Annotated in this window: 13 protein-coding genes; 7 read left to right on the top strand and 6 right to left on the bottom strand. The window is 71.9% G+C overall.

All coding sequences use genetic code 11. The features are described 5' to 3' along the window. The first annotated feature begins 1 nt into the window (after position 1). The 7 genes from ABZ192_RS08110 to ABZ192_RS08080 all read left to right on the top strand — a co-directional run bounded on the left by ABZ192_RS08110 (position 2) and on the right by ABZ192_RS08080 (position 10,271). Positions 2–1,555: a sugar ABC transporter ATP-binding protein gene (locus tag ABZ192_RS08110; RefSeq protein ID WP_356923694.1), complete on the top strand. Its 1,554-nt coding sequence runs from the start codon at positions 2–4 to the stop codon at positions 1,553–1,555. Beyond that, positions 1,552–2,685 (top strand): ABC transporter permease, encoded by a 1,134-nt coding sequence (locus tag ABZ192_RS08105; protein ID WP_356923693.1) that lies wholly within the window; start codon positions 1,552–1,554, stop codon positions 2,683–2,685. Before ABZ192_RS08110 ends, ABZ192_RS08105 begins: the two co-directional genes overlap by 4 nt. 47 nt (positions 2,686–2,732) lie before the next feature. Further along, the gene (locus tag ABZ192_RS08100; protein WP_356923692.1) at positions 2,733–3,896 is read left to right on the top strand and encodes a substrate-binding domain-containing protein; all 1,164 of its coding nucleotides are present in this window, start codon (positions 2,733–2,735) and stop codon (positions 3,894–3,896) included. A 168-nt stretch (positions 3,897–4,064) separates the two neighbouring features. Continuing rightward, entirely contained in the window at positions 4,065–5,171 is a 1,107-nt protein-coding gene (locus ABZ192_RS08095; protein ID WP_356923691.1) for an FAD-dependent oxidoreductase, read from the top strand. Positions 5,172–5,314: 143 nt separating this feature from the next. Next, positions 5,315–6,715 carry a cytochrome P450 gene (locus tag ABZ192_RS08090; RefSeq protein WP_356923690.1) on the top strand — a complete coding sequence of 467 codons (1,401 nt, stop codon included), beginning with the start codon at positions 5,315–5,317 and terminating at the stop codon, positions 6,713–6,715. Positions 6,716–6,904: 189 nt separating this feature from the next. Continuing rightward, on the top strand, positions 6,905–8,668 hold the full coding sequence (locus ABZ192_RS08085) for an ABC transporter ATP-binding protein (protein WP_356923689.1): 1,764 nt from the start codon (positions 6,905–6,907) through the stop codon (positions 8,666–8,668). 121 nt (positions 8,669–8,789) lie between these two features. Further along, complete coding sequence (locus tag ABZ192_RS08080) at positions 8,790–10,271, top strand: MFS transporter (protein ID WP_356923688.1); 1,482 nt, start codon at positions 8,790–8,792, stop codon at positions 10,269–10,271. 19 nt (positions 10,272–10,290) lie between these two features. On the opposite strand, the gene ABZ192_RS08075 is transcribed toward ABZ192_RS08080, so the two are convergent. The 6 genes from ABZ192_RS08075 to ABZ192_RS08050 form a co-directional block, all read right to left on the bottom strand. Next, complete coding sequence (locus ABZ192_RS08075) at positions 10,291–12,279, bottom strand: GDSL-type esterase/lipase family protein (protein ID WP_356923687.1); 1,989 nt, start codon at positions 12,277–12,279, stop codon at positions 10,291–10,293. Positions 12,280–12,709: 430 nt separating this feature from the next. Next, positions 12,710–13,129 (bottom strand): hypothetical protein, encoded by a 420-nt coding sequence (locus ABZ192_RS08070; protein ID WP_356923686.1) that lies wholly within the window; start codon positions 13,127–13,129, stop codon positions 12,710–12,712. Between the two features lie 94 nt (positions 13,130–13,223). Then, complete coding sequence (locus ABZ192_RS08065) at positions 13,224–16,133, bottom strand: AAA family ATPase (protein ID WP_356923685.1); 2,910 nt, start codon at positions 16,131–16,133, stop codon at positions 13,224–13,226. Between the two features lie 206 nt (positions 16,134–16,339). Next, positions 16,340–17,347, bottom strand: coding sequence for a (-)-alpha-amorphene synthase (locus ABZ192_RS08060; protein WP_356923684.1), 1,008 nt, complete (start codon positions 17,345–17,347; stop codon positions 16,340–16,342). Next, positions 17,331–18,815, bottom strand: coding sequence for a cytochrome P450 (locus ABZ192_RS08055; RefSeq protein ID WP_356923683.1), 1,485 nt, complete (start codon positions 18,813–18,815; stop codon positions 17,331–17,333). The genes ABZ192_RS08060 and ABZ192_RS08055 overlap by 17 nt, the downstream gene beginning before the upstream one ends. Positions 18,816–19,029: 214 nt before the next feature. Beyond that, positions 19,030–21,933 (bottom strand): glycosyl hydrolase 115 family protein, encoded by a 2,904-nt coding sequence (locus ABZ192_RS08050; RefSeq protein ID WP_356923682.1) that lies wholly within the window; start codon positions 21,931–21,933, stop codon positions 19,030–19,032. Positions 21,934–21,935: the final 2 nt, after the last annotated feature.

Below are 21,935 nucleotides of genomic sequence, written 5' to 3'. Positions count from 1 at the left end.
GGTGCGCGACGCCCCTGACACGCCGGTGAAGGCGGCTTCACCCTTCGGGCCGGAGCCCTTGGTCCGTATCCGCGGGCTCGGCAAGCGGTTCGGCGGGACCGTCGCGCTGGCCGGGGTCGACCTCGACGTCCACGCGGGCAGTGTGCTCGCCCTCCTCGGGCCCAACGGCGCCGGAAAGTCCACGCTCATCAAGGTCCTCGCGGGCGTCCACCCCGCCGACACCGGACAGATCACCGTGGACGGCATGCCCCTCGGCAGCCAGGCCGCGTCCACGAGCATGTCCTTCATCCACCAGGACCTCGGGCTCGTGGAGTGGATGACGGTCGCCGAGAACATCGCCCTGACCAATGGATACGCCCGCCGCACCGGGCTGATCTCCTGGCGGCGCACCCGCGAGCGCTGCGTCGACGCGCTGCGGATCGTCGCCGCGCACCTCGACCCCGACGCGCCGGTCTCCGGCCTCGCACCGGCCGAGCGCTCGCTCGTCGCGATCGCCAGGGCCCTGGCGGCCCGCGCGAAGCTCATCGTCCTCGACGAGCCGACCGCCCGCCTGCCGGCCGCGGACAGCGCCCGGCTCTTCGGCGTCCTGCACGACCTGCGCGACCGCGGCCACGCGATCCTCTACGTCAGCCACCGCCTGGACGAGGTGTACCAGGTCGCCGACACGTTCGCCGTCCTGCGCGACGGCCGCCTGGTCAGCCACGGCCGCCTCGCGGACCGCGGCCCGGCCCGCCTGGTCCACGACATCGTCGGCGAGGCCCCGGAACCCCCAGCGGCCCGCCCCGTCGGCCTCCCGGCCCGCACGCCCCCCGTCCTGACCCTCGACGGCGTGCGGACCGGGCGGGTCGGGCCGGTCTGTCTGAGGCTTGCTGCCGGCGAGGTGCTGGGGCTGGTCGGGCTCTCGGGGGCCGGGCACGCGGAACTGGGGCGTGCCCTGGCCGGGGACCGACGCCTTCTCGGGGGGCGGGCCGTGCTGCACGGGCGGCCCTATCGGCCCCGCTCGGTCGCGGAGGCCGTCGCCCGTGGCGTCGGCTTCGTGCCGGGGGACCGGCTGCGGGAGGGCTGTCTCGCCGAACTGACCGTACGGGAGAACCTCCTGGCCAATCCCCGTGCGGGAGGACGGCGGGCGCCGCGCTGGATCGGTCCCCGGAACGAACGCGCCGAAGCCGCAGCCCTCATCGACCGGTTCTCCGTGCGCCCCCGCGACAGCGAGGCCCCCATCGCCACGCTCTCCGGCGGGAACCAGCAGAAGGTCATGATCGGCCGCTGGCTGCGGACGGAGTTGCGGCTGCTGATCCTCGAGGAGCCGACCGCGAGCGTGGACGTCGGCGCCAAGGCCGCGATCCACCGCCTGCTCGACGAGGCGCTGTCGGCGGGCCTCGCGGTGCTGCTCCTGTCCACCGACTTCGAGGAGGTCGCGAGCGTGTGCGGACGCACCCTGGTCTTCGTCCGCGGGTCCGTGACGGCCGAACTGAGCGGCGGCGCCCTCACCGTCACCGAGCTCACCCGGGCCGCCTCGGCCATGCCCCCGCTCACGGCCGCGACGAACCCATGACCGAGCCGCCCTCCCCCGCCCCGCCCCGCCCCGGGCGCCGGCGCGCCCCCGGCGGGAGCCGCATCGGCGCCTACGGCCTGCTCGCCCTCACCGCCCTGCTCTACCTGGTCTTCTCCCTAGCCCTGCCGGACACCTTCCCCACGCTGGACACCGTCGACTCGATCCTGTCCAACCAGTCGATCCCGGCCGTCCTCGCACTGGCCGCCATGGTGCCCATCGTCACCAGCGCGTTCGACCTCTCCATCGGCTACGGCCTCGGACTGGCCCACGTCATGGTGATGCAGCTCGTCGTCAACGCGGGCTGGCCCTGGCCGCTCGCCTGCCTCACCGTGCTCGCCGGAGGCCTGGTCGTGGGCGTCCTCAACGGCGTCATCGTCGAGTTCGGCCGGATCGACTCCTTCATCGCCACCCTCGGCACCGGCAGCATGATGTACGCCGTGACCGGCTGGATCACCGACGGCAGCCGGATCGTCCCCGGCCCGCAAGGTCTCCCGCCCGCGTTCACCGACCTCTACGACTCCACGTTCCTCGGCCTCCCGGTCCCCGCCTTCTATGTGCTCGCCCTCGCCGGAGTCCTCTGGCTGGTGCTGGAGCGGCTGCCGCTCGGCCGGTACCTGTACGTCGTCGGATCGAACCCGCGGGCGGCCGACCTCGTCGGCATCCCGACCCGCACCTACACCGTCTACGCCTTCGCCGCCTCGGGTCTGATCGTCGGCTTCGCCGGTGTGTTGCTCGCGTCCCAGCAGCAGATCGGCAACCCGAGCGTCGGCCTCGACTACCTGCTGCCCGCCTTCGTCGGCGCCCTGCTCGGCTCCACGGCGATCAAACCGGGCCGGCCCAACGCCCTCGGCACCGTCGTCGCCGTCGCCGTCCTGGCCGTCGGCCTCACCGGCATCGCGCAGCTCGGCGCCGACTTCTGGACGGTCCCGCTGTTCCACGGCGGCACCCTGCTCATCGCCGTGGGCCTCGCCGGATACGCCGCCCGCCGCCGGCTGCGCGGCGGCGCCGCGGCCCGCGACACACCCGCCGCGCCGCCCCCGCCACCGTCCTCCACCCCGCCACCCTCCTCGTCGCCTCCCTCCTCCCCGCCGCCGTCCTCCCCGACGCCGGAGGGCGGCGCACCCCCCTGACCCCTCCCGGGCACGTCCGCCACGCCGATCCCTCACAGGAGCCCCCCGTGCACCGCAACCGCAAGGCCGCCCCCGGAGCCCGCACCGCGCGGCTCGTCTGCTGCGCCCTGCTGGCGACGGCGACCGCCCTCGTCGGCTGCGAGCGCGGTTCCTCGGACGGCGCGGACGAGACCGCGACGGGCCCGAGCGGCTGCCCCGACGTCCAGGCCGGGGCGCGGGCCGCCGTCGCCCGGGCCGAGCGGACCGACATCCCCTGGGGCGGACCCACCACGGGCCCCGAGGCGGTGTCCGGCAAGACCATCGTCTACGTCGCCCAGACGATGACCAATCCCGGCGTCGCGGGCGCCGCGAGGGGGGTCCGGGAAGCCGCGCGGGTCATCGGATGGGACGTCCGGGTGATCGACGGCGGAGGCACCCCGGCCGGTATCCAGGCGGCCATGAGCGAGGCCGTCGCCCTCAGGCCCTCGGGCATCGTCATCGGCGGCTTCGACCCCGACTCGACGGCACAGCAGGCCGCCCGGGCCAACGCGCGGCGCATCCCGCTCATCGGCTGGCACGCGGTCCCCGAACCCGGACCCAGCCGGGACCCCGACCTCTTCACCAACGTCACCACCCGCGTCCAGGACGTGGCCCGCATCAGCGCGCAGTGGGTCATCTCCGACTCTGACGGCCGAGCCGGGGTCGTGCTCATCACCGACGCGTCGATCCCTTTCGCGAAGAACAAGTCCGACCTGATCAGGCAGGAACTCGCCAGGTGCCGGGGAGTGCGGCTGCTCTCCGTCGAGAACATCCCGATCCCGGACGCGAGCAGCCGCACCCCGCGGGAGATCTCCTCGCTGCTCTCCCGGTTCCAGGACCGGTGGACCCACTCCGTCGCCATCAACGACCTGTACTTCGCCGACGCCGCCCCCGCCTTCCGCGCGGCCGGCGAGAAGGGCTCGGGGCCGCCCTACAACATCGGCGCGGGCGACGGGGACCCGTCCGCCTTCCAGCGCGTCAACAGCAGGCAGTACCAGGCCGCCACCGTGCCCGAACCGCTGTCCCTCCAGGGCTGGCAGATCGTCGACGAGTTCAACCGCGCCTTCGCCGGCCGCCCGGCCAGCGGGTACACGGCCCCCGTCCACATCGCCACGGCCGGCAACAGCGAAGGCGCCACGACCTGGGACCCGTCGGGCTACCGGGAGGCGTACCGGAGGATCTGGGGGAAGTGACGCCCGGTCAGGTGTCCATCTCTTCACGGAACATGCACGGAACCCCAGGATCCCTTTAAGTTTCAAGCGCTAATGTCACCGTCAGTCGAGTGGCCGCCGGGGGTCGATCCGAGCGGGGCCCGTTCCGCGGCGGCTCTCGCACCCCCCACCAGGCACAGGAGACTGGGCGTGTACGACGGCGACGTAGTGGTGATCGGCGGCGGCTATGGCGGCGTCCGGCTGGCGAGGCGGCTGGATACGACGGCCCGGGTCACGCTGGTGGACCGCAAGGAGGTCTTCTTCCACCGCGTCGCCTCCCTGCGCGCGGGCGTGCGCCCCGAGTGGACGCACACGCCCTTCATCCCGTACGACCGGCTGCTGCGGCGCGGCCGCGTGGTCGCGGGCAAGGCCGTCCGTATCGACACCGCCGAGCGGCAGGTCGTCCTCGCCACGGGCGAGCGGCTGCCCTACGACGTGGTCGTGATCGCCACCGGCGCCGACTACCCGGAGCCGGCCCGCTTCCTGGGCACCACCGTCGACGAGGCGGCCAAGTCGTTCGCCGAACACCAGCGCAACATCGCCACGGCCGAGCACGTCCTCGTCGTCGGCGGCGGCCCCGGCGGCGTCGAACTCAGCGCCGAGATCCGCCTCGCCCGGCCGGACGCCCGTGTCACGCTCGCCCACTCCGGACCGGCCCTGCTCGACTCCACGGGCAGCGCGCGGCCGGGACGCAAGGCCCTCGCGTGGCTGGAGGCCCATGACATCGAGGTCCGGCTCGACTCGTTCATGTCGCCCGGCAACGACTTCGGCACCTACCGCGACGGCCGCGGCACCGTCATCGAGGCCGACCTGTCCTTCTGGGCGACGGGCACCACACCCAACACGCTCTGGCTCCGCCTCGCCGGACACGGCGACTGGCTGAACCGGGACGGGCACGTCAAGGTCGACCGGACGCTCCGAGTGGAGGGCAGGCTGGACGTGTTCGCCGTCGGCGACGTGAACGACGTCAGCGAACTCAAGATCACCCCCGCCGCTCTCGCCCAGGCCGACATCGCCGCCCACAACATCCGCGCCTACCTGCAGAGTTCGGGCAAGCACCGCAAGGAACCGCGCTTCTACCGGCCGGTCCAGCGCACCCCGCTCATCGTGCCGTTCGGCCCGGCCGACGGACTGACCGTGCTGCCCGTACCGGGCGGCGAGTCCGCGGTCCTGGGCAGCCGCACCACGGTCATGGCCAAGGCGAAGACCCTCATGACGCCCTACATGCGGCGCCAACTCGGTTACACCGCCGCCTGATCCACGTTTCACGCGCCGGATCACCCCGAGTCGTACCCACCCCCCGTCGTTACCCGCCGGTTGCCCCTGGGGTAGGGTCCCCACGTTTCCGGCTACCGACTGATGGTGTGCCGGTACAGGGCGTGTCGGAGGGTGGCAGGACGATGGACTCCCAGTGGGGTGACGGCGGATCAGTGGACCTGGACGACACGCGGCTGGAGGCGCTGAGTCCCGAGCCGTTGCTGACCCGTGACTACGAGACGCGCCCCGCGCTCGTGTACGAGCGGCTGAGGCAGCAGCACGGTCCGGTCGCGCCGGTCGACCTGCTCGGCGTACCCGCCTGGCTGGTCCTCGGCTACCGCGAGGCGCTCCAGGTCCTGCAGGACAACGACGGCTTCCCGAAGGGGCTGGAGAACTGGCGGGCCCGCTCCGAGGGCCGGGTGCCGGCCGACTGGCCGCTCGGCCCCTCCCTGGAGGTCAACCACATCCTGATCCAGGGCGGCCCCGGCTACCGGCCGCTGCGCACGGCGTGGGACGTGGCCCTCAAGCCGTTCCAGGACCCGCGCCACCCCCAGGCCAAGCGCCTCAAGGCCGCCGTCACCGCCTACGCCGACGAGCTGATCACCCTGGTCGGGCAGGGCGGGAAGACGGGAGTCGCGGACCTGTCCGCGCAGTTCTCGCGGCCGCTGCCGCTGATGGTGGCCAGCCACCTGCTGGGCTTCCCCGGCTCGCAGGGCGACGACGCGCTGATGGACATGTGGCGCGTCCTCGACGCCGGCCCGGACGCGGAGGCCGCACTGGAACGCCTGCTGGCGACCCTGGCGGAACTCGCCGCGACGAAGCTGGAGAAGCCGGGCGACGACTTCCCCTCCTACCTGCTGGCCGCGCACCCCGACCTGTCGCTGGACCAGCTGGCCCGCGAGCTGTTCATGCTGCTCGGCATGACCTCCGACCACGTCGGCATCCTCATCTCCAACACCGTCGTGGAGGTCATCTCGGGCGAGGGCAGCGTGCGCGCCAGCCTGTCCGCCGGGATGGTCAGGGAGGCCATGAACCGGTCCGTCATGCGCAAGCCGCCCCTGGTGAACTTCGTCCCGCGCTTCGCCGCCGAGGACACCCCGCTGGGCAACTACACGATCCGGGCCGGCGACCCGGTGTGGGTCTCCTCGGCCGCCGCGCACGCCGACCCGCTCTTCGCCGACCACGTCGCCTCCGGCACCACCATCAGCACCCGGGCGCACCTGTCCTGGGGAGCCGGGCCGCGCCAGTGCCCGGCGCGCGAGCTCGCCTCGACGGTCGCGGCGGCCGGTGTGGGGCGGCTGTTCGAGCGGTTCGACCACCTCGACCTCGCCCTGCCCGCCGACCAACTTCCCTGGCGCTCCTCCCCGTTCATGCGCGGCCTGCGCTCGCTGCCCGTACGGTACGACCTCTCCGCGGCGCCCGCGCGGCCGTCGGCCGACGGTCCCGCGCCGGAGGTGGCCGAAGAGGTCCTGCCGGACCGTTCCGCCCGGCAGCGGTCCTCGCTGTGGCGCTATCTGACGGGCCTGATCCGCGGCGGTCGCTGACCGGGAGACCGGGGGTGGGAACGCCCATGCCGTATCGGCGTTCCTCCCGGTCCGACGGTGACGGTCTCACGCAGCACCCGTGACGAGCGGTGCTGTTGCGCGGCGATCGACTCTGCAATGCTCGGTGGTGATCCCGGGTGAACGTCCCCCCCCCACGAAGTCCAGAAGGCTCCTCTCATCTCAGGAGCCATGGATCCGCCTTACCTGCTGGTCGCCCTCGTCCTGCCCCCGCTGCTGCTCGGACTCGCGCTGTTCGCCGCCGCGCTGCGGGCGATGGCCGCGCGCCAGCGGGAGGTCATCCTGGCGGACGAGCGCATCGCCGGGACCACGGGCGCCCTGACCGGCGGGCTGCGGGAGGTGGTGGCCTGCGGCGCCGAGGACCGTATGGGGGCGGTCGCGGGTGCGCACGTCGACGACGCGGCACGGGCGACCCTGTCGCTCGCCCGGCTCACCGCGGTACGGACCGCGGCGCTGGGCATCAGCGGCTGGGTCCCCCTGCTGATCCTGCTCGCGGCGCCCTGGCTGGTGCGCAACGGCGTGACGGCGGGGGCGGTCCTCGGCGCGGTGACCTACGTGCCGCAGGCCCTCCAGCCGGCCCTGCAGGGCTTCGTCCAAGGGCTCGACAGCAGCGGACTGTGGCTGCTGGTCACCGTCGGCCGGATGGCCGAGGTCGCCGAGGAGTCCGCTCCCGAGCCTGCGCGGGACGCCACGGCGTCCCTGCCCGGGGAGCCCGAGGCCGATCGGCCGGTGGCCCGGCCCGGCGCCTGCCGTGTGGAGCTCCGCGGCCTCACCTTCGCCTACGCCCAGTCCGCGGACCCGGTGATCCGCGACCTGAACCTCCTCCTGCGGCCCGGTGAGCACCTCGCCGTGGTCGGCCCGAGCGGTGCGGGGAAGTCCACCCTGGCGGCCCTGATCGCCGGGGTGCTCGAACCGCAGGCCGGGCAGGTACACCTCGATGACCTGCCCGTCCGTGCTCTGGTCGGCCGCGGCGAGGGTCTGGCCCGGTTCGTGGAGCGCCTCGGTGGCTACGACGCGCCACTGGACCCGCGGCGCCTGTCGGCCGGTGAGCGGCAGCTCATCGCCCTGGCCAGCGCCCTGCTCCCGGCGCTTCGGCTGACGCCGCTGGACGAGGCGACGTGCCACCTCGACCCACTCGCCGAGGCCGTCGCCGAGGACGCCTTCGCCCGCGGCCCCGGCACCCTGATCGTCGTCGCCCACCGCATCAGATCGGCCCTGCGGGACGACCGCGTCCTGGTCATGGACGGCACACGGGTCGCCCTCGGTACACACGAGCAGCTGATGACCGCGTCCTCGCTCTACCGCGACCTGGTCGGCCACTGGGGCGCGGCCGGCCCCTCCCCGGACAGCGGCGCCCGGCCGGCGCGGCCGACGGCCGGGGCGATGGCACGTACCGGGATGGCGGCCGTGCTGCGGATGACAGTCGCTCCGCGATCTCCCGCGTCCAACGCGACCAGCGCGAACTCCGGGTCGATGAACCGCTGCCGCCGCACCAGCTTGCGGACACCGTGGACCAGACGGTCCGGCGGGGCGTTGGTGCAGATGACGCCGCCGGCGTGCAGATCGAGCATGCGGCGCAACCGCTCGGGTGTCGTCGAGGCCATCAGCAGCAGCATCCGGCAGTCCGGGAGCCGGGCCCTCAGCTCGGCCGTGGTGGCGACCTCCTCGCCCTCCCTGGAGTCCACGTCGATCACGACCACGTCCGGGCGGCATGACAGGGCACGGGCGATGACCTCACCGTTGCCCTCGACGACCTCGATGTCCTCCTCACGCGACACAAGAGCGGCGAACGCTCCCCGTACCAGGCGGCGGTTCTCGACGAGAAGAACGCGGATCAATGTCGCTCCCACTCGGCTGTATGCGGCCCGGATCTCTGCTCATGTCAGGAATTCCAGTTCGGTCCCGGGCAAGGACGGCCGCGGAGGCCGACGTTGATCGAGTGGTGAGGTCTGGGGGGCGGGCGTACCGTCGAACGGTGGACACCGCAGGCAGCAGCCCGCAGCCGGCTTCACCACAGGCGACCACCACCAGGGAATCCGGTGGCGGCGGAAACGCGATGGCACTCTTCGTCATCGCCTCGTGCCAGCTGATGGTGGTCCTCGACATCACCATCGTGAACATCGCACTGCCGCAGATCCAGCGTTCCCTGGAGTTCTCCACCACCAGCCTGTCCTGGGTGGTGAATGCCTACACCCTCACCTTCGGCGGACTGCTACTGCTGGGGGGTCGGATCGGCGACATCCTGGGCAGGCGGCGCGTGTTCATCTTCGGCGTGCTGCTCTTCGTGCTCGCCTCCCTGCTGGGCGGGCTCGCCCAGAATGCAGGTCAACTCCTCGCCGCACGCGCCCTGCAGGGCGTCGGCGGCGCCATCGCGTCCCCGACCGCCCTCTCGCTGGTCAGCACGACCTTCCGTGAAGGACCGGAACGCAACCGGGCCTTCGGGGTGTTCGCCGCGGTCTCCGCGGGCGGCGGCGCGATCGGCCTGCTCGCGGGCGGCATCCTGGTGGAGTGGCTGAACTGGCGGTGGGTGCTCTTCGTCAACGTCCCGATCGGACTGCTCATCGCCCTCGCCACCCCACGCTGGATCAGGGAGTCCGAACGGCACCCGGGGCACTTCGACATCACCGGCGCCCTGACCTCCACCGTGGGCATGGTGCTGCTCGTCTACGGATTCATCAGAGCCGCGCAGGAGGGTTGGCGCGACGCCCTCACCCTCGCGTCGTTCGCCGCGGCGGTCGTCGTCCTGACGGGCTTCATCCTGGTCGAGCGCCGCTCCAGACAGCCCATCACGCCGCTGCACATGTTCGCCGACCGCAACCGCGCGGGCACGTACGGCATCATGCTGTGCCTGGCCGCCGCCATCTTCGGCATGTTCTTCTTCCTGACGCTCTTCGTGCAGAACGTGCTGGAGTTCAGTCCGTTGCAGGCCGGGCTCGCCTTCCTGCCGGTCAGCGCGGTCATCGCCATCGGCGCCGGGCTGGCCTCGCGGTTCCTGCCCACGTACGGCCCCAAGCCCTTCATGGTGGTGGGCGCGATCCTGGCCGCGGCCGGACTGGCCTGGCTCACCCTGACCGACGTGCACTCCACCTACGCGGGGAGCGTCCTCGGCCCGATGCTCGTCTTCAGCCTGGGCATGGGCATGGAGTTCGTCTCGCTCACCCTCATGGCGCTCTCCAACGTCTCCACCCGGGAGACCGGCGCGGCCTCCGGGCTGCTCAACGCCACCCAGCAGGTCGGCGGTTCCCTCGGCCTGTCCATCCTGGTCACCATGTACGGCACGGCCAGCACCAACGAGGCCGAGAAGCAGGTCCCGCTCTTCCTTCGGCAGGCCACCCCTGGCGAGCGCCTGCGGTTCGAACGCACTGAGCAACTGCCCAAACCCTGGTCCGACGAGATCCTCACCGCCGGCGTCTCGGCCGCCTTCATCATGGCGGCGATCTTCACCGCCGTTGCCGCACTGATCGCCCTGATCGTCATCCAGGTCCGGCCTTCCGACCTCGAACGACTCAAGGGAGGAGCGGGCCCCGGCCCGATGTGAGGCCCGCCCCCTGGTTCCGCTACCTCCCGATCTTCCCGGCGATGACCGGTGCCAGCCGGTCGGCGATGACCCGGTGCCCCCGGTCGTTGGGATGCACCGAGTCCGTCAGATCGCCCGAGCCCAGCCAGCCGGTCGTGTCGACGAAGGAGACCCGCGCGTCACCGCCGGCGACGGCGGCCTTCACCGCGGCCTCGGTCTGCGGGACGTAGCGCCCGCGGAACGTCTCCAGCGCGAAGATCCACGCCTGCGGATACGCCGCCCGGACCTTGCGCAGCAGACTGCCGTACGCCGACTGGAACTGTGCGGAACTCACCCCGTGGCCGACGTCGTTGGTGCCGAGGTTGATGACGACCGCGTCGGCCCGGTAGCGGGAGAAGTTCCAGTCGGGCGTCGCGGCGTTCGGATTGAGCTTGGTGAACTGCCGCTCGAGGCCCACACAGCCGTCCGCCGCGGCCACCAGGCACGCCCCGCCCTGCGCGATCTGTGTGTGCTCCACGCCCAGCCGCTCCCCGATCAGCCAGCCGTACGCGGTACGGGCGTTCTGTGAGGTCGTCGTGCCCACGGTGATCGAGTCACCGACGAACTCGACCAACTTGGCCGGGGCCGGCGGGGCGAAGGTCGTCGCGCCGCTGTCCAGGACGAGCCCCTGGAAGACGGCGTCGCCCTTGTACGATCCCGCCACCACCTGGTAGTTGACCTGGAGCGTGTGGTTGCCGGAGGACAGGGACGTCGGCGTCAGGTTCACCGTCCCCTTGACGTCGTCGTAGAACTTCACCGGCCCGTCGTCGATCCGCGCCCACAGATCGATCGTGCCGCGCTGCTTCAGCTTGACCGTCCTGCCGGTGAAGCCGACGCGGTAGTAGGCGCCCGCCCAGTACGGGGTGTAGGCGGTGGCGGAGCTGGTGGTGTCCCAGCGGCCGACGAACTTGATGTTGGGGTCGCCGGGCTGCCCGGGAGCCGCCGCCTTCACCGTGGCGCCACCGCCGAGCCGGGCGCGGACGACCGGGGCCAGGCGCTCGGCGAACTTGGTGTGGCCCGCCTCGTTCGGATGCCCGTTGCCGTCCTCGTAGTCGGCGCCGTCGGTGAGCCAGCCCGAGGTGTCGACGTAGTGCACCCGGGCGTCACCGGCGCTGTTGCGTGCGCTGACGGCGGCCCTGGTCTCGGTGACGTAGCGCTTCTTCAGCGTCTGCACCGCGAAGAGGTGGGCCGCGGGGTACTTCGCGCGCACGTCCCGCAGGAACGTGGTGTACGCCGACCGGAAGTCGGCGCCGGACACGCCGTGCCCGATGTCGTTGGTGCCGAGGTTGATGACGACCGCGTCGGCCCGGTACCGGGTGAAGTCCCAGTCCGCGCCGCCGGTGCTGGCCGTCTTGAAGAACTGACCGCTCAGACCGGTGCACCCCGACCGGGCGACCAGACAGTACCCGGACCGGGCGATCTGTGTGTGCCGCATGCCCAGCCGCTCCCCGGTCTTCCAGGCGTAGGAGTCCAGCGCCAGCCGGTCGGTGAGCGCCCCGGCCGTGATGGAGTCCCCGACGAACTCCACCAGCCCGGACGGGGCGCCGGCGGCGACGGTCCGCGCACCGGAGTCCAGGACCAGCCCCTGGAAGACGGTGTCACCGGAGCGGTAGGACACGCGCAGGGTGTGGGTGCCGGGGGAGAGCGGCCGGGGAGTGAGGTTCACCGTGCCGCGCACACCGGCGTGGAAGACGTCGGGGCCGCCGTCGATGCTGGCGTAGAAGTTGACCGCGTTCCTGGCCCTGACCTTCACCGTGGTGCCGGTGAAGCCGGTCTGGAGGTAGCCGCCGGTCCAGTTGGGCACGGCCGCGGTCGATGAGGAGGTGTCCCAGCGGCCGACGTACGCGATGTTGGGATCGGACACCGAGCCGTCCCCCGCCGCGGCCCGCGCGGGAGAGCCGCCCGCCAGGGACAGCAGGCAGGCGAGCAGCGCGGCGGTGAGGAGAGCGGGCAGGGCGCGTCTGAGGGAGGGGTGGGGGGAGGTCTGCACGGGGTTCCCTTTCACGTGGGGGTGGTCTGGGAGCGCTCCCATAGGCAGCCTTCCGAGGGAATCAGCGAAGGAGTTCAGGCGTCAAGTAGTCGGGCGCGGGCGAAAGTTGCGCACGGGGTTTCGGCGACAGCCCGGTGTGACGGCGTACGGCCGGGTGGCGGGCCCCGGAGCTTCCGTCGGTGAACCTGCCGCCCGTGGGCGCCTGGGGAGCCGGTGAGCGCGGAACCTTCACGAGGTGAACGGTGGTGCGCGTGCTTCCCAGAGTCCTGCTGCCCCGAGCCACGACGGAGGAGGACTGCCGCGACGGCTCGGGCGGATGCTCCGCGACGGGCTCGGCGTGCGCCGCGCGCTGCACCGGCGCCGGCTGATGCGGCAGGGCTACGACCGGACCAGGACCTGGCGGGTCCGCAAGAGCGGCGGGTACGTGGCGCTACTGGTGCTGACCTTCCTCGGGGCGCTGCTCCTGCTGTTCCACGCGATCACGGCGATCATCATCCTGCCGCAGGAGAAGAGTTTCGAGTCGCCCGTCAGATGGGTGGACAAACAGTGCACAAGGGATGGGGATGGCTTCGGCTGTGCCGTCCTCCAGTCCCTCTTCATGCCCTTCCTCACCCTCGCCCTGGCCACCGTCACCTACCTCTTCTTCCGGTTCACCCATGTGCGCCGGGCCTACCTGCGCAAGGCCCGCCCGGAGCCCCACGCGCTCGTGGAGACCGCGGGTGGCATCTTCGGCCGGGTCGTGGCCCACCTGGTGGAACTCGGTGAGGCCTTCTGCCGCGCCCAGTCCACCCTCCTGTCCCGCTCCCCGTTCCGCCCCAAAGGCCTCCTGGCAGCGCCGCACGAACATCACGGAGCTGCGGAGGTTCTGGGAGTCGATGGGGCGTCGGGCGCAGCACGATTCGAAGGTGCGGTGAGGGGACGGGGCATGGCCCGGCGGTCGCCCGTCAGGAACGGGGCCCGGGAAACGTCTCCAGCGCCTCGGCCAGGCCTGCGGGGTCCGTGCCGATCTTGCGGTACACGGAGGAGAGCAGCTGCCGCACGCCCTGCTCGGTGAGGTGCAGTTCCTTGGCGACCACCGCCGCCGGATGGCCCTTCGCCGTCATCTCGGCGGCCGTGCGCTCCTGGGTCGTGAGCGTGTCCGTCTGCGCGTAGCGCAGGGGCAACGGCCGCAGTCCGGCGGCGGAGAGCTCCCGCCTGGCCTGTGCCGCGAGGCCCTCGGCACCGCAGTGCACCGCGCCCTCCAGGCCCTGGTAGAGCCGGTCGGCGGCGTCGTGCAGGCGGCCGTTGCGGGCCAGTGCGGCACCGTGGCCGACCAGGGCGCGGGCCAGTTCGTAGGCGGCGGGCGACTGCTCCAGCTGGCCCACGGCCTGCGCGTGCAGATCGAGAGCCACCTCCCCGCCCGTCACCTCCGCCTGGACATGCAGCGCCTGGCCGATCGCGGACGCCGCACCGAAGTCCCGGGCCCGCTTGACTGCCTCCTGGGCATGGCGGACCGCCTCCTCGGGGGCGGTGCGCGCGAGTGCCGAGGCCAGGCCCAGCTGCCAGGAGCACCAGGCGGGGTTGCGCCAGTCCCGCGACTCCAGCCACTCCCCGACCTCGGACAACAGCCGCGCCGCCTCGGCGAGTCGCCCCTCCGCCACCAGCAGGTCGGCGTACACCGTACGGGGATCCGGGAAGATGACCGCGTTGGGGACCACGTCGCCGTAGTGGTAGCGGTCGGCGAGCCGGCGTGCGTCACCGGTCCGCCCTCGGGCCAGCAGCGTCTGGATGAGAATGCCGATGGCGAACCACTGGGCGGGCACCGCTCCTTCGACACGCTCGGCGGTGTGCAGCCCGGCCCGGACGAGTTCTTCGGCCTCGCGAAGGCAGCCGCGGCGGTAGCGGATGTAGCCCAGGAGCGTCTGGCCCTGCGCCAGATGGGAGCCGCACCACCCCATGTGCTCGCACTCGGCCATACCGTCGGCGAAGAGCTCCTCGGCCCGCCGGGGCTGGTCGCAGTACATGAACAGCAGGGCCACCGCGGCGGGCACCTCGAAGCCGCGGTTGTCGTCGGTCCAGCTCATCCCTCCGCGGAGGGCCTCCTCGGCGTATCCGAGGGCGGTCGGCCGCGGCTCGCCCCGCACGAGGGCGTCCCACGCCCGCAGACCGAGGATGTAGCGTTCCTCCAGGCCCCGGCCGGTCAGCTTGTCCGCCAACCGCGCCAGCCGGCGTGAGCGGGCGGAGGAGTCGGGCTCGTCGGCGCGGAACGCGCTCCATACGAAGTGATCGGCCTGCATGCGCAGTTTGACGCGCGCGTTGGTCGCGCGCCGCGCCTCGTCGGCGGCCACCGTCGCGGCCTCGGTCAGCCGGTCGGTGTGGGCCAGCGCCTGGGTCAGCCGGTAGACGATGGAGGCGCGCAGGTCGGGGTCGATCCCCGGCTCCTTCAGCGCCTCACGCAGGTGCCTGACCGTGGCCGTGGGTTCGATCAGGAAGGTCGAGCACGCCAGCTCGTGGAGAAGGGCGGCGCGGTCCTCGGCAGGAGGTGGTTCCCGCAGCGCTCGGGTCAACACGCGCCGGGCGGCCTCCGGGGCCCCGGCGCGGAGGTACTGACGCGCGGCGGCGCGCAGGCACGCGACCGCCTCGGGCCGGCCGTCACAGGGGACCTCCAGCAGGTGGCGGGCCGCGACGGTGGGGTCGGCCCCGACCGCCTGGGCAGCATGGGCGGCCGCGTTGTGCATGCCGACCCGCAGGCCCGCGGGGATGTCGCGGTAGATCGTCGTGGCGATCTGCGGGTGGACGAACTCCAGGCCGCCCGCGGGCTCGTCGGTGTCCGCGAGAATGCGGCGGGCGCGCAGCTTCTCGGCCGCCTCGGCGGCCTCCTCGCTGCCGAGTACCGCGAGGTCGGCGGCAACTTCCGGTGCGAAGGCCCCGCCCAGGACAGCGCCGGCCCACGCGAAGCGGATGGGGCCCGGCCCGAGCCGTTTGAGGCGCTCGATCAGCCCGGGGCCCTTGACCGCGGCGGCGAGGTCCCGCATCACGGGCAACTCGTCCTGGGTGCCGCGCACCTTCCGCTCACGGAGCCTGATGGCCAGTTCGACGGCCTCGAACGGGCTTCCACCGGTGACCGTCCAGCACTCGCCGCAGAACTCGTCCTCGGCTTCCTCACCCACTTCGTTCCTGATGATCCGCGCCACGCCGGCCTCGCCGAGCGGGGACAGCACGTGCGGGCGCTGCTCGTGGCGTTCGACGAGCGTACGGAACGAGGTCCCGTCGGACGGAAGTTCGTCGGGCCGGTAGCCGACGACGATCAGCAGCGGGAGGTTCGCGACCCGCGGTGCGAAGGAGGTCAGCCAGTCGAGGGACTCGGCATCGGCCCAGTGCAGGTCGTCCAGGAGCAGGACGACAGGCGAGTTCAGCATCGTCAGGCGCGTCATGACCCAGTCGAGCCCGTCGCGTACGCCGGTCGGGTCCGGCACCCGGGCGGGGTCCGTCGCCTCGAGACCGAGCGCGGCGCCGACGATGTCGTACCAGCTGCCCAGGAAATCCCGGCGCTCCGCCTCGCCCATCCTGGCCAGGATGGGCTGCATGGCCTGGCGGACGACGCGGAACGCCATCCCCCGCTCGTTCTCACCGCCCTTGCCGGAGAACACCGTGAACCCGAGGGCGGCGGCGCGGGCACGCACCGCCGCGATGAGTGTCGTCTTGCCCAGCCCGGCCTCGCCGGTGAAGGCGAGCAATCCGCCGCGCGGTACCTGGGGCACGCCGTCGACGGTGTCACGGAGCTCCGCCAGGGCGTGGCCGATGGCCTGGAGTTCCTCGTCGCGTTCGAGTAGAGGCCGGTCTTCGGTGATCGGTCGCCGCAGCCCATGGGCCATGTGGTCTACCGCTTCCTGTCGTTGCTCCCCGCCGGACGGGGCGAGCGTACGCCCTCGTGCACGCCCCATGGCCGGGTCGGAACGGGAGGTAGACAGAGCGGGTGAATTTCCCGCGGGAGCGGTTCAGGTCTCAGCCTTTCGGGTATTCTGCTGCGTTTCGCCCCTCTCGGGACCCCTGCGGTGGAAACGACCGGTCGGGCAGCGGATCAGAGCACCGCGGGTGCCGCCATCGTGTCCGCGTACCGTGGCACGGTCCGGGACCAGAAGTAGCAACCGCGGATCCAGCCGGCCATGCCCTCCACGTAGCCGACGCCGGACGGGCTCAACTCCGGTCGCAGTTCGTCGAAGAGTTCCTCGAACTCGCGGATCGTGCTGTTGATGTGCCGTGTGGCGAGCGTAACGGCCACCGGCAGGGAGCACCGGTGTGTCCGCTGGTAGGCGAGGGCCAGGTTGATCACGCCGCCCGCGCGGTGTTCCTTCACCGCGGAGAACAGGTCCGGTATCCACACCGCCGCGTCGGCCGACAGCCGGCTCAGGCGTCGCATGACGGGGTGATGGATCTCCTCCGGGGTCAGTTCGCGCGGCTGTGCGGCCTCGCACAGCGGGTGGAACGGCTCGACGCCCGCGATGAGGGAGCGTATGGACCGGCACAGCCCGCTGCCCACCGGGACGTGCTGGGTCTGGGCCACCGCTTCGTACAGCAGACCGTGTACGTACTCACGGCTGTTCCAGGCCCAGCGGGCCGCCTGAGCGGGTGTGCACCGCTGCTGTACCTGTCGATGGAGGTCGGCCAGGGCGGCCCCGAGGGGCGTGGTGGGTGTCTGGCCGTCCCGCAGGATCGCGATGCTCTCGCACAACATGGGCAGCAGCCGCTCCGGCGTGTGCCGGCCGACGTCCTCCGCGCGGTCGTCGTAGATGAACTGGTAGGCGATCTGGTCGGCCATGATCTGGAGGAGCCCGGGGTCCATGGTCGGGCTGTTGCAGGCCGCGAGTTCGGCGGGGCGCGTGTAGGAGATCATGGCCGCCACCGCCGGGTCGTCGGTCAGCCCCCAGGTGGCCAGCCATTCCTCGACGCCTGCCGCCGCTTCGAACGCGTGGGGATTGCGCTGGAACGGGAAGGGCATGTAGAGGTTCGCGTCGATCAGTTCCCTCAGATCGACGACCGGATTTTTCTCCTGCGCGGCGAGCGCTATTTCCTCATGCGTCGCGGACATCGTTGCCACCTGCCGTTCGTGAGTTGTGGACGACGGGTACGACAGTTGTCCCGGGTGAGAGTGAATCCGCCCGACGCGGTGGGTCCGCATGCCGCCTCGTCCGCGGTTCGCTGACCATCACCAAACCCCTCGGGCCCAACGACGCGGCGGGGCGCAGCCGTTCGGAATGGCCGGGCAGGTGACGCAGCCGCCAGTGCCGGGCGATGAACGCGACGGCCACCGTGGCCTCGGTCAGCGCGAGTGTCTCCCCGATGCATTTCCGGCTGCCCGCCCCGAACGGAATCATCGCCCCGGGGGGGACCGCGGCGGCCTGTCCGGGCAGCCAGCGGTCGGGGAGGAAGCGATCGGGGTCGGGGAACAGGGTGGGGTCGTGGTGCAGGAGGTACGGGCTGAACATGACGGTGGCGCCCTGCGGGAGACGGTGCCCGGCGAGTTCCGTCTCCCGCGTGGTGACGCGGGTGAAGAGCCAGCCGGGCGGACGGTGGCGGAGGGTCTCGGTGAGGACGCACCGGGTGTGGACGAGGTGCGGCAGTTCGTCGGGGCCGGGCGGCTGCCCGGAAACGAGCACGGCGTCGGCTTCGGAGTGCAGGCGGCGTTCCTCCTCGGGATGCCGTCCAAGGAGCTCCAAGGCGGAGGCGAGGCACAGGGCGGTGCTCTCGGCGCCGGCGAACATCAGCGTCAGCACCTGGCCGTGGACCTCCTGGCCGCTGATCGTCGTCCCCCCGCCGTCGGCCCGCGTGGCCGCCAGCAGGGTTCCGAGCAGATCGTCGCGGTCGTCGTCGGGAGCGCCTCCCGGGCGCTGGGCGATGGCCGCGTCGACGATCGCGCGCAGGCGGTCGGAAGCATGCTGGTAACGCCGGTTCGCCGGCGTGGGAACACCGAACAGGGCGTCGACCGGCATCACCGTCCGGACGAACATGCCGCGGACCACGGTGGCCAGGCACCTGCGCATCTCGGCGGCCGTCGCGGTGTCGAGCGAGTCGGAGAAGAGGACGCGGCTGACCACGCGTGTGGACAGGTCCAGCATGGTCGCGCTGACGTCGACCGCCTGCCCGGCCCGCCACGCGCGGCACACCGACTCCACCTCCTCGCCCATCAGCTGCACCTGGTCGGCGACGCGCGCCTTGCGGAACTCGGGCTGCAGAAGCCTGCGCTGGCGCCGGTGGTCCTGGTGGCGGCAGGTGCCGACGCCGTCTCCCAGCAGCATCCGCAGCCTGTCGTAGAGCGGGCCGCCCTTGTCGAATGTGCGCGGGTCCCTGAGGACCTGGTGGACCAGGTCCGGGTGGCACGCCATCCAGGCGGGCTGCGGGCCCAGGCGTATCTCGACCAGATCCCCGTGTTCGGGCAGAGATTTCAGAAAAGCCAGCGGCCGACGGACCAAGTCGACACCGTGGCCGATAAATGGGAATATGCCTGGAGCAGTGCCCACTGTCCCATCTCGGGCTGGTCCGGGAACAGAGCCGCTCATCGAACACCACCTGCCTCATTTGGCACACGGGATTTCGGTGCGGTCGCACCGACTTGATGCTCGCCTCATGTCCTGCCCAGTGGAATCCGCCGATCGCTCGCTGAATCCTTTCTCCCTAGGGGCGCACGGATGCACGGAGGGGCGTCGAGCGAATCACGGTTGCTGCATGCCCGAGCTTTTTTGATTTTCTGTGCCCGCAGAAATCGGTGTCCTGTCAGTTCTCCTGGAGAGCGGGGCCGGGATTGAAGACGCGGTGGTAGCTCTGCGGCGGCGCGAGATAGCTCGCGGGCAGGCCACCCGTGTCGATGACGATCTGGTCCACGGCGATCGCGGGATCGGTCATGAACAGCCGCAGGACGTGTTCACCCGGCTCCCTCACGGTCACCGTGGTTGTCAGCTTCTCCACCCCCTCCTCGACGTTGCGAGCCCAGGCATCCCCCCGGTTGCCCGTGGCGATCGCCTGGCCGGACAGGACCGTCGGCGGCTGGTCGTCGAGGGCGAGTGCCAGGCGGCGCTTGCCCCGCTCGTCGAGGGAGGGCAGCCGGAAGACGGTCACCGGGAAGGTTCCGGTGCTGGCGAAGCGCACCCGGTAGCGCAGCTCCGGTGACCGGGTGGGGAGGTTCTCGGTGATCGGAGGCGCGGTCGTCGGGACCGCCTCGACGGCGGCCGTTCGGCGTCCCAGGCCGCGGACGACCCGCCACCGGGCCCCGCCGCGCGCCACCCGGCGGTCGAAGTGCGCGGCGTCGATCGACACATAGCCGTGGGCCTCGATGAAACCGCGGGCGCGCTGCCGGGCCCGTTCGCCGTCGTTGACCACCCGCAGGGGCACTTCGGCGGTCGTGCCGGCGCCGGTGAAGGTCAGGGTGGGGTGGTGGGTGCCCTCGGGTGCCCGCGGCCAGTCGATCTCCACCCATATGCGTGTCTGGTCGGTGAGTTCGCCGTCCGTGGTGCTCAGCCGGATCCACGGGTGACTCGGCTCGGCCCGCCACTGAAGCGGGAGGAAACCCGTGTTGAAGACGTCCACGAAGCGGCGGTCGCGGGTGTAGGAGGAGAAGGAGAGCGGCCGGCTCGCTCCCGTTTCGTTGCCCTCCGCGGCCAGCCCCAGGCCGGAGGTCTCCTGGCGGGGCACCCGTGTCACGGCCGGACGGCCCGGGGCCTTGGGGATCTGGGACGGGTAGGGGTTGACGATGCCGTCCCACTTGCCGCCCGCGATCTCCGTGTTGTACCGGCGGGTGATCGCCTGCTCCTCGGCGTGCGCGGCCTCGGCCAGGTCCGCGAAGCGGTTGGTGCCCGCGCCGCGCCCCTGACGGACGGCGAGCGCGTTCCGGTCCGCCCAGTAGTACTTCAGGTTCATCAAGTACGCGCCGTGCACCGGGTATTCGACCAGCTCGTAGAAGGCGTCACGGTAGGGCTCGGGCAGCTTCGCGCCCAGCGTGCGCACCCGGTCCAGCAACTGCTCGTAGGCGGCCAGCCGGCGGCCCGCCTCGTCGCCGTGGTGCACCGTCGAGAAGATCGCCTTGTCGATGAACTCGGGGCGCCGCTCCGCCGCCAGGCGGTAGTACTCCGTGCGGATCGCGGCGATCTCCGGGCCGTGGCGCCGGCCGAACTGACGCCCGGCCCACTCCACCAGGAAGTCCTCGACGTCGTCCGGGCCCCAGCGGTCCACGTCCCACGCCATGTCCAGGCAGAAGGACAGGCCCGTCTCGATCGACTTGATGTCACCGACGTTGAAGATCCACATGCGGTCGGCCCGGTGGTCGTGGACCCGGCGCAGCTCCTGCCACACCTTGCTCAACTGCGTGGTGTCCAGCCAGAGATAGCTCCGGGGACGGCCCCAGTAGGAGAGGTGGTAGTAGACGCCGTTGCCGCCGGCGCGGCGCCGTTCCGCCTCGTCCGGGAGCTGGCGCATGTTGCCGTGGTTGTCGTCCGGCCAGATCAGCGTGACGTCGTCGGGGACCCGGACGCCCGCGTTGTACAGCTCCAGGACCTCCTTGTACGGGATGAAGATCTGCGGCCGCGCCGCCTCGCCCACCTCCTCGGCCAGGATGCGCCGCTGGTCGGCGATGATGTCGTTCATCACCGCGACCTTCTCCGGGATCGTGGTGGCGTACTTCGTCTCCAGCGCGGAGTCGTGCAGGCCGCGCATGCCGATCGTCCAGCTGCTCTCGTAGCCGGCGTTCTGCCGGGCCCGCGCCCGCCAGTAGTCGGAGATGACGGCCGGGTTCACCGTGTAGTCGTAGACCGGCAGGGTGCCGTTGGGGTTGCGGTGGTCCTCGGCCCACGGCTCCCACTCGTGCACGCCGTTGCGCAGCATGGCCTCGGGGTGGCTGGAGCCGACCACGATGCCGTAGCGGTCGGCCAGTTCGGGGTTCTCGCGGTGCTTGTTGAAGAAGTCGGAGTACGGGTGCATCGCGGGCCAGAGGTAGTTGGCCTTGAGGCGGAGCAGCAGCTCGAAGACCCGCTCGTAGGTGCGGGGGCCGATGTTCTTGTCCGGCTCCTGGGTGCGGTGGGACCACGTGGTGAGGTTCTGCTCGTCGTTGATGAAGATGCCGCGGTAGCGGACGGCGGGCTCGTGGCGTACGAAGGGGCCGGCCGGGACCGTCACCGTGTCGCGGCGGACCACCGGCACGTCGGCCCACCAGTACCAGGGCGAGACGCCGATGCGTTCCGAGGTGTCGTAGATGCCGTAGACCGTGCCGCGCCGGTCGCTGCCCGCGATGACCAGGGCGCGGTCCACGCCGGGCAGCGGACGGTCCACGACCTGGGTGACGGACGCCTCCCAGCGACCCTGGACCCGGGAGACGTCCAGGCGGCCGTGCCGGACCAGGCGGTCGATCACCGGGCTCGCGCCGATCGTCCCTACGACGACCAGGAGTTCGGCCTGCCGGGGCACGGCGTGCAGCAGCCGGGGCCTGACACCGCCGACCCGCTCCACGTCCGCCACGAGGTCACCGGCCGCGCGGATCACGGCGGGGTCCTCCACCGCGTCCACGAACACGTCCGTGGAGGTGCCGTCGCGGAGCAGCGGGAAGTCCGGCCGGGCGGAGGTGGCGGCTTCGGCGGTGGCGGCGGGGAGTACGGCGGCGGGGAGCAGGGGAGCGGCGCCGACGGCTGCCATTC

Origin of the sequence: Streptomyces sp. NPDC006235 (assembly GCF_040613735.1) — a bacterium.
GTDB lineage: Bacteria > Actinomycetota > Actinomycetes > Streptomycetales > Streptomycetaceae > Streptomyces.
The sequence above is the reverse complement of the archived record's forward strand: the minus strand, read 5'-3'. Positions and strand labels throughout refer to the sequence as shown.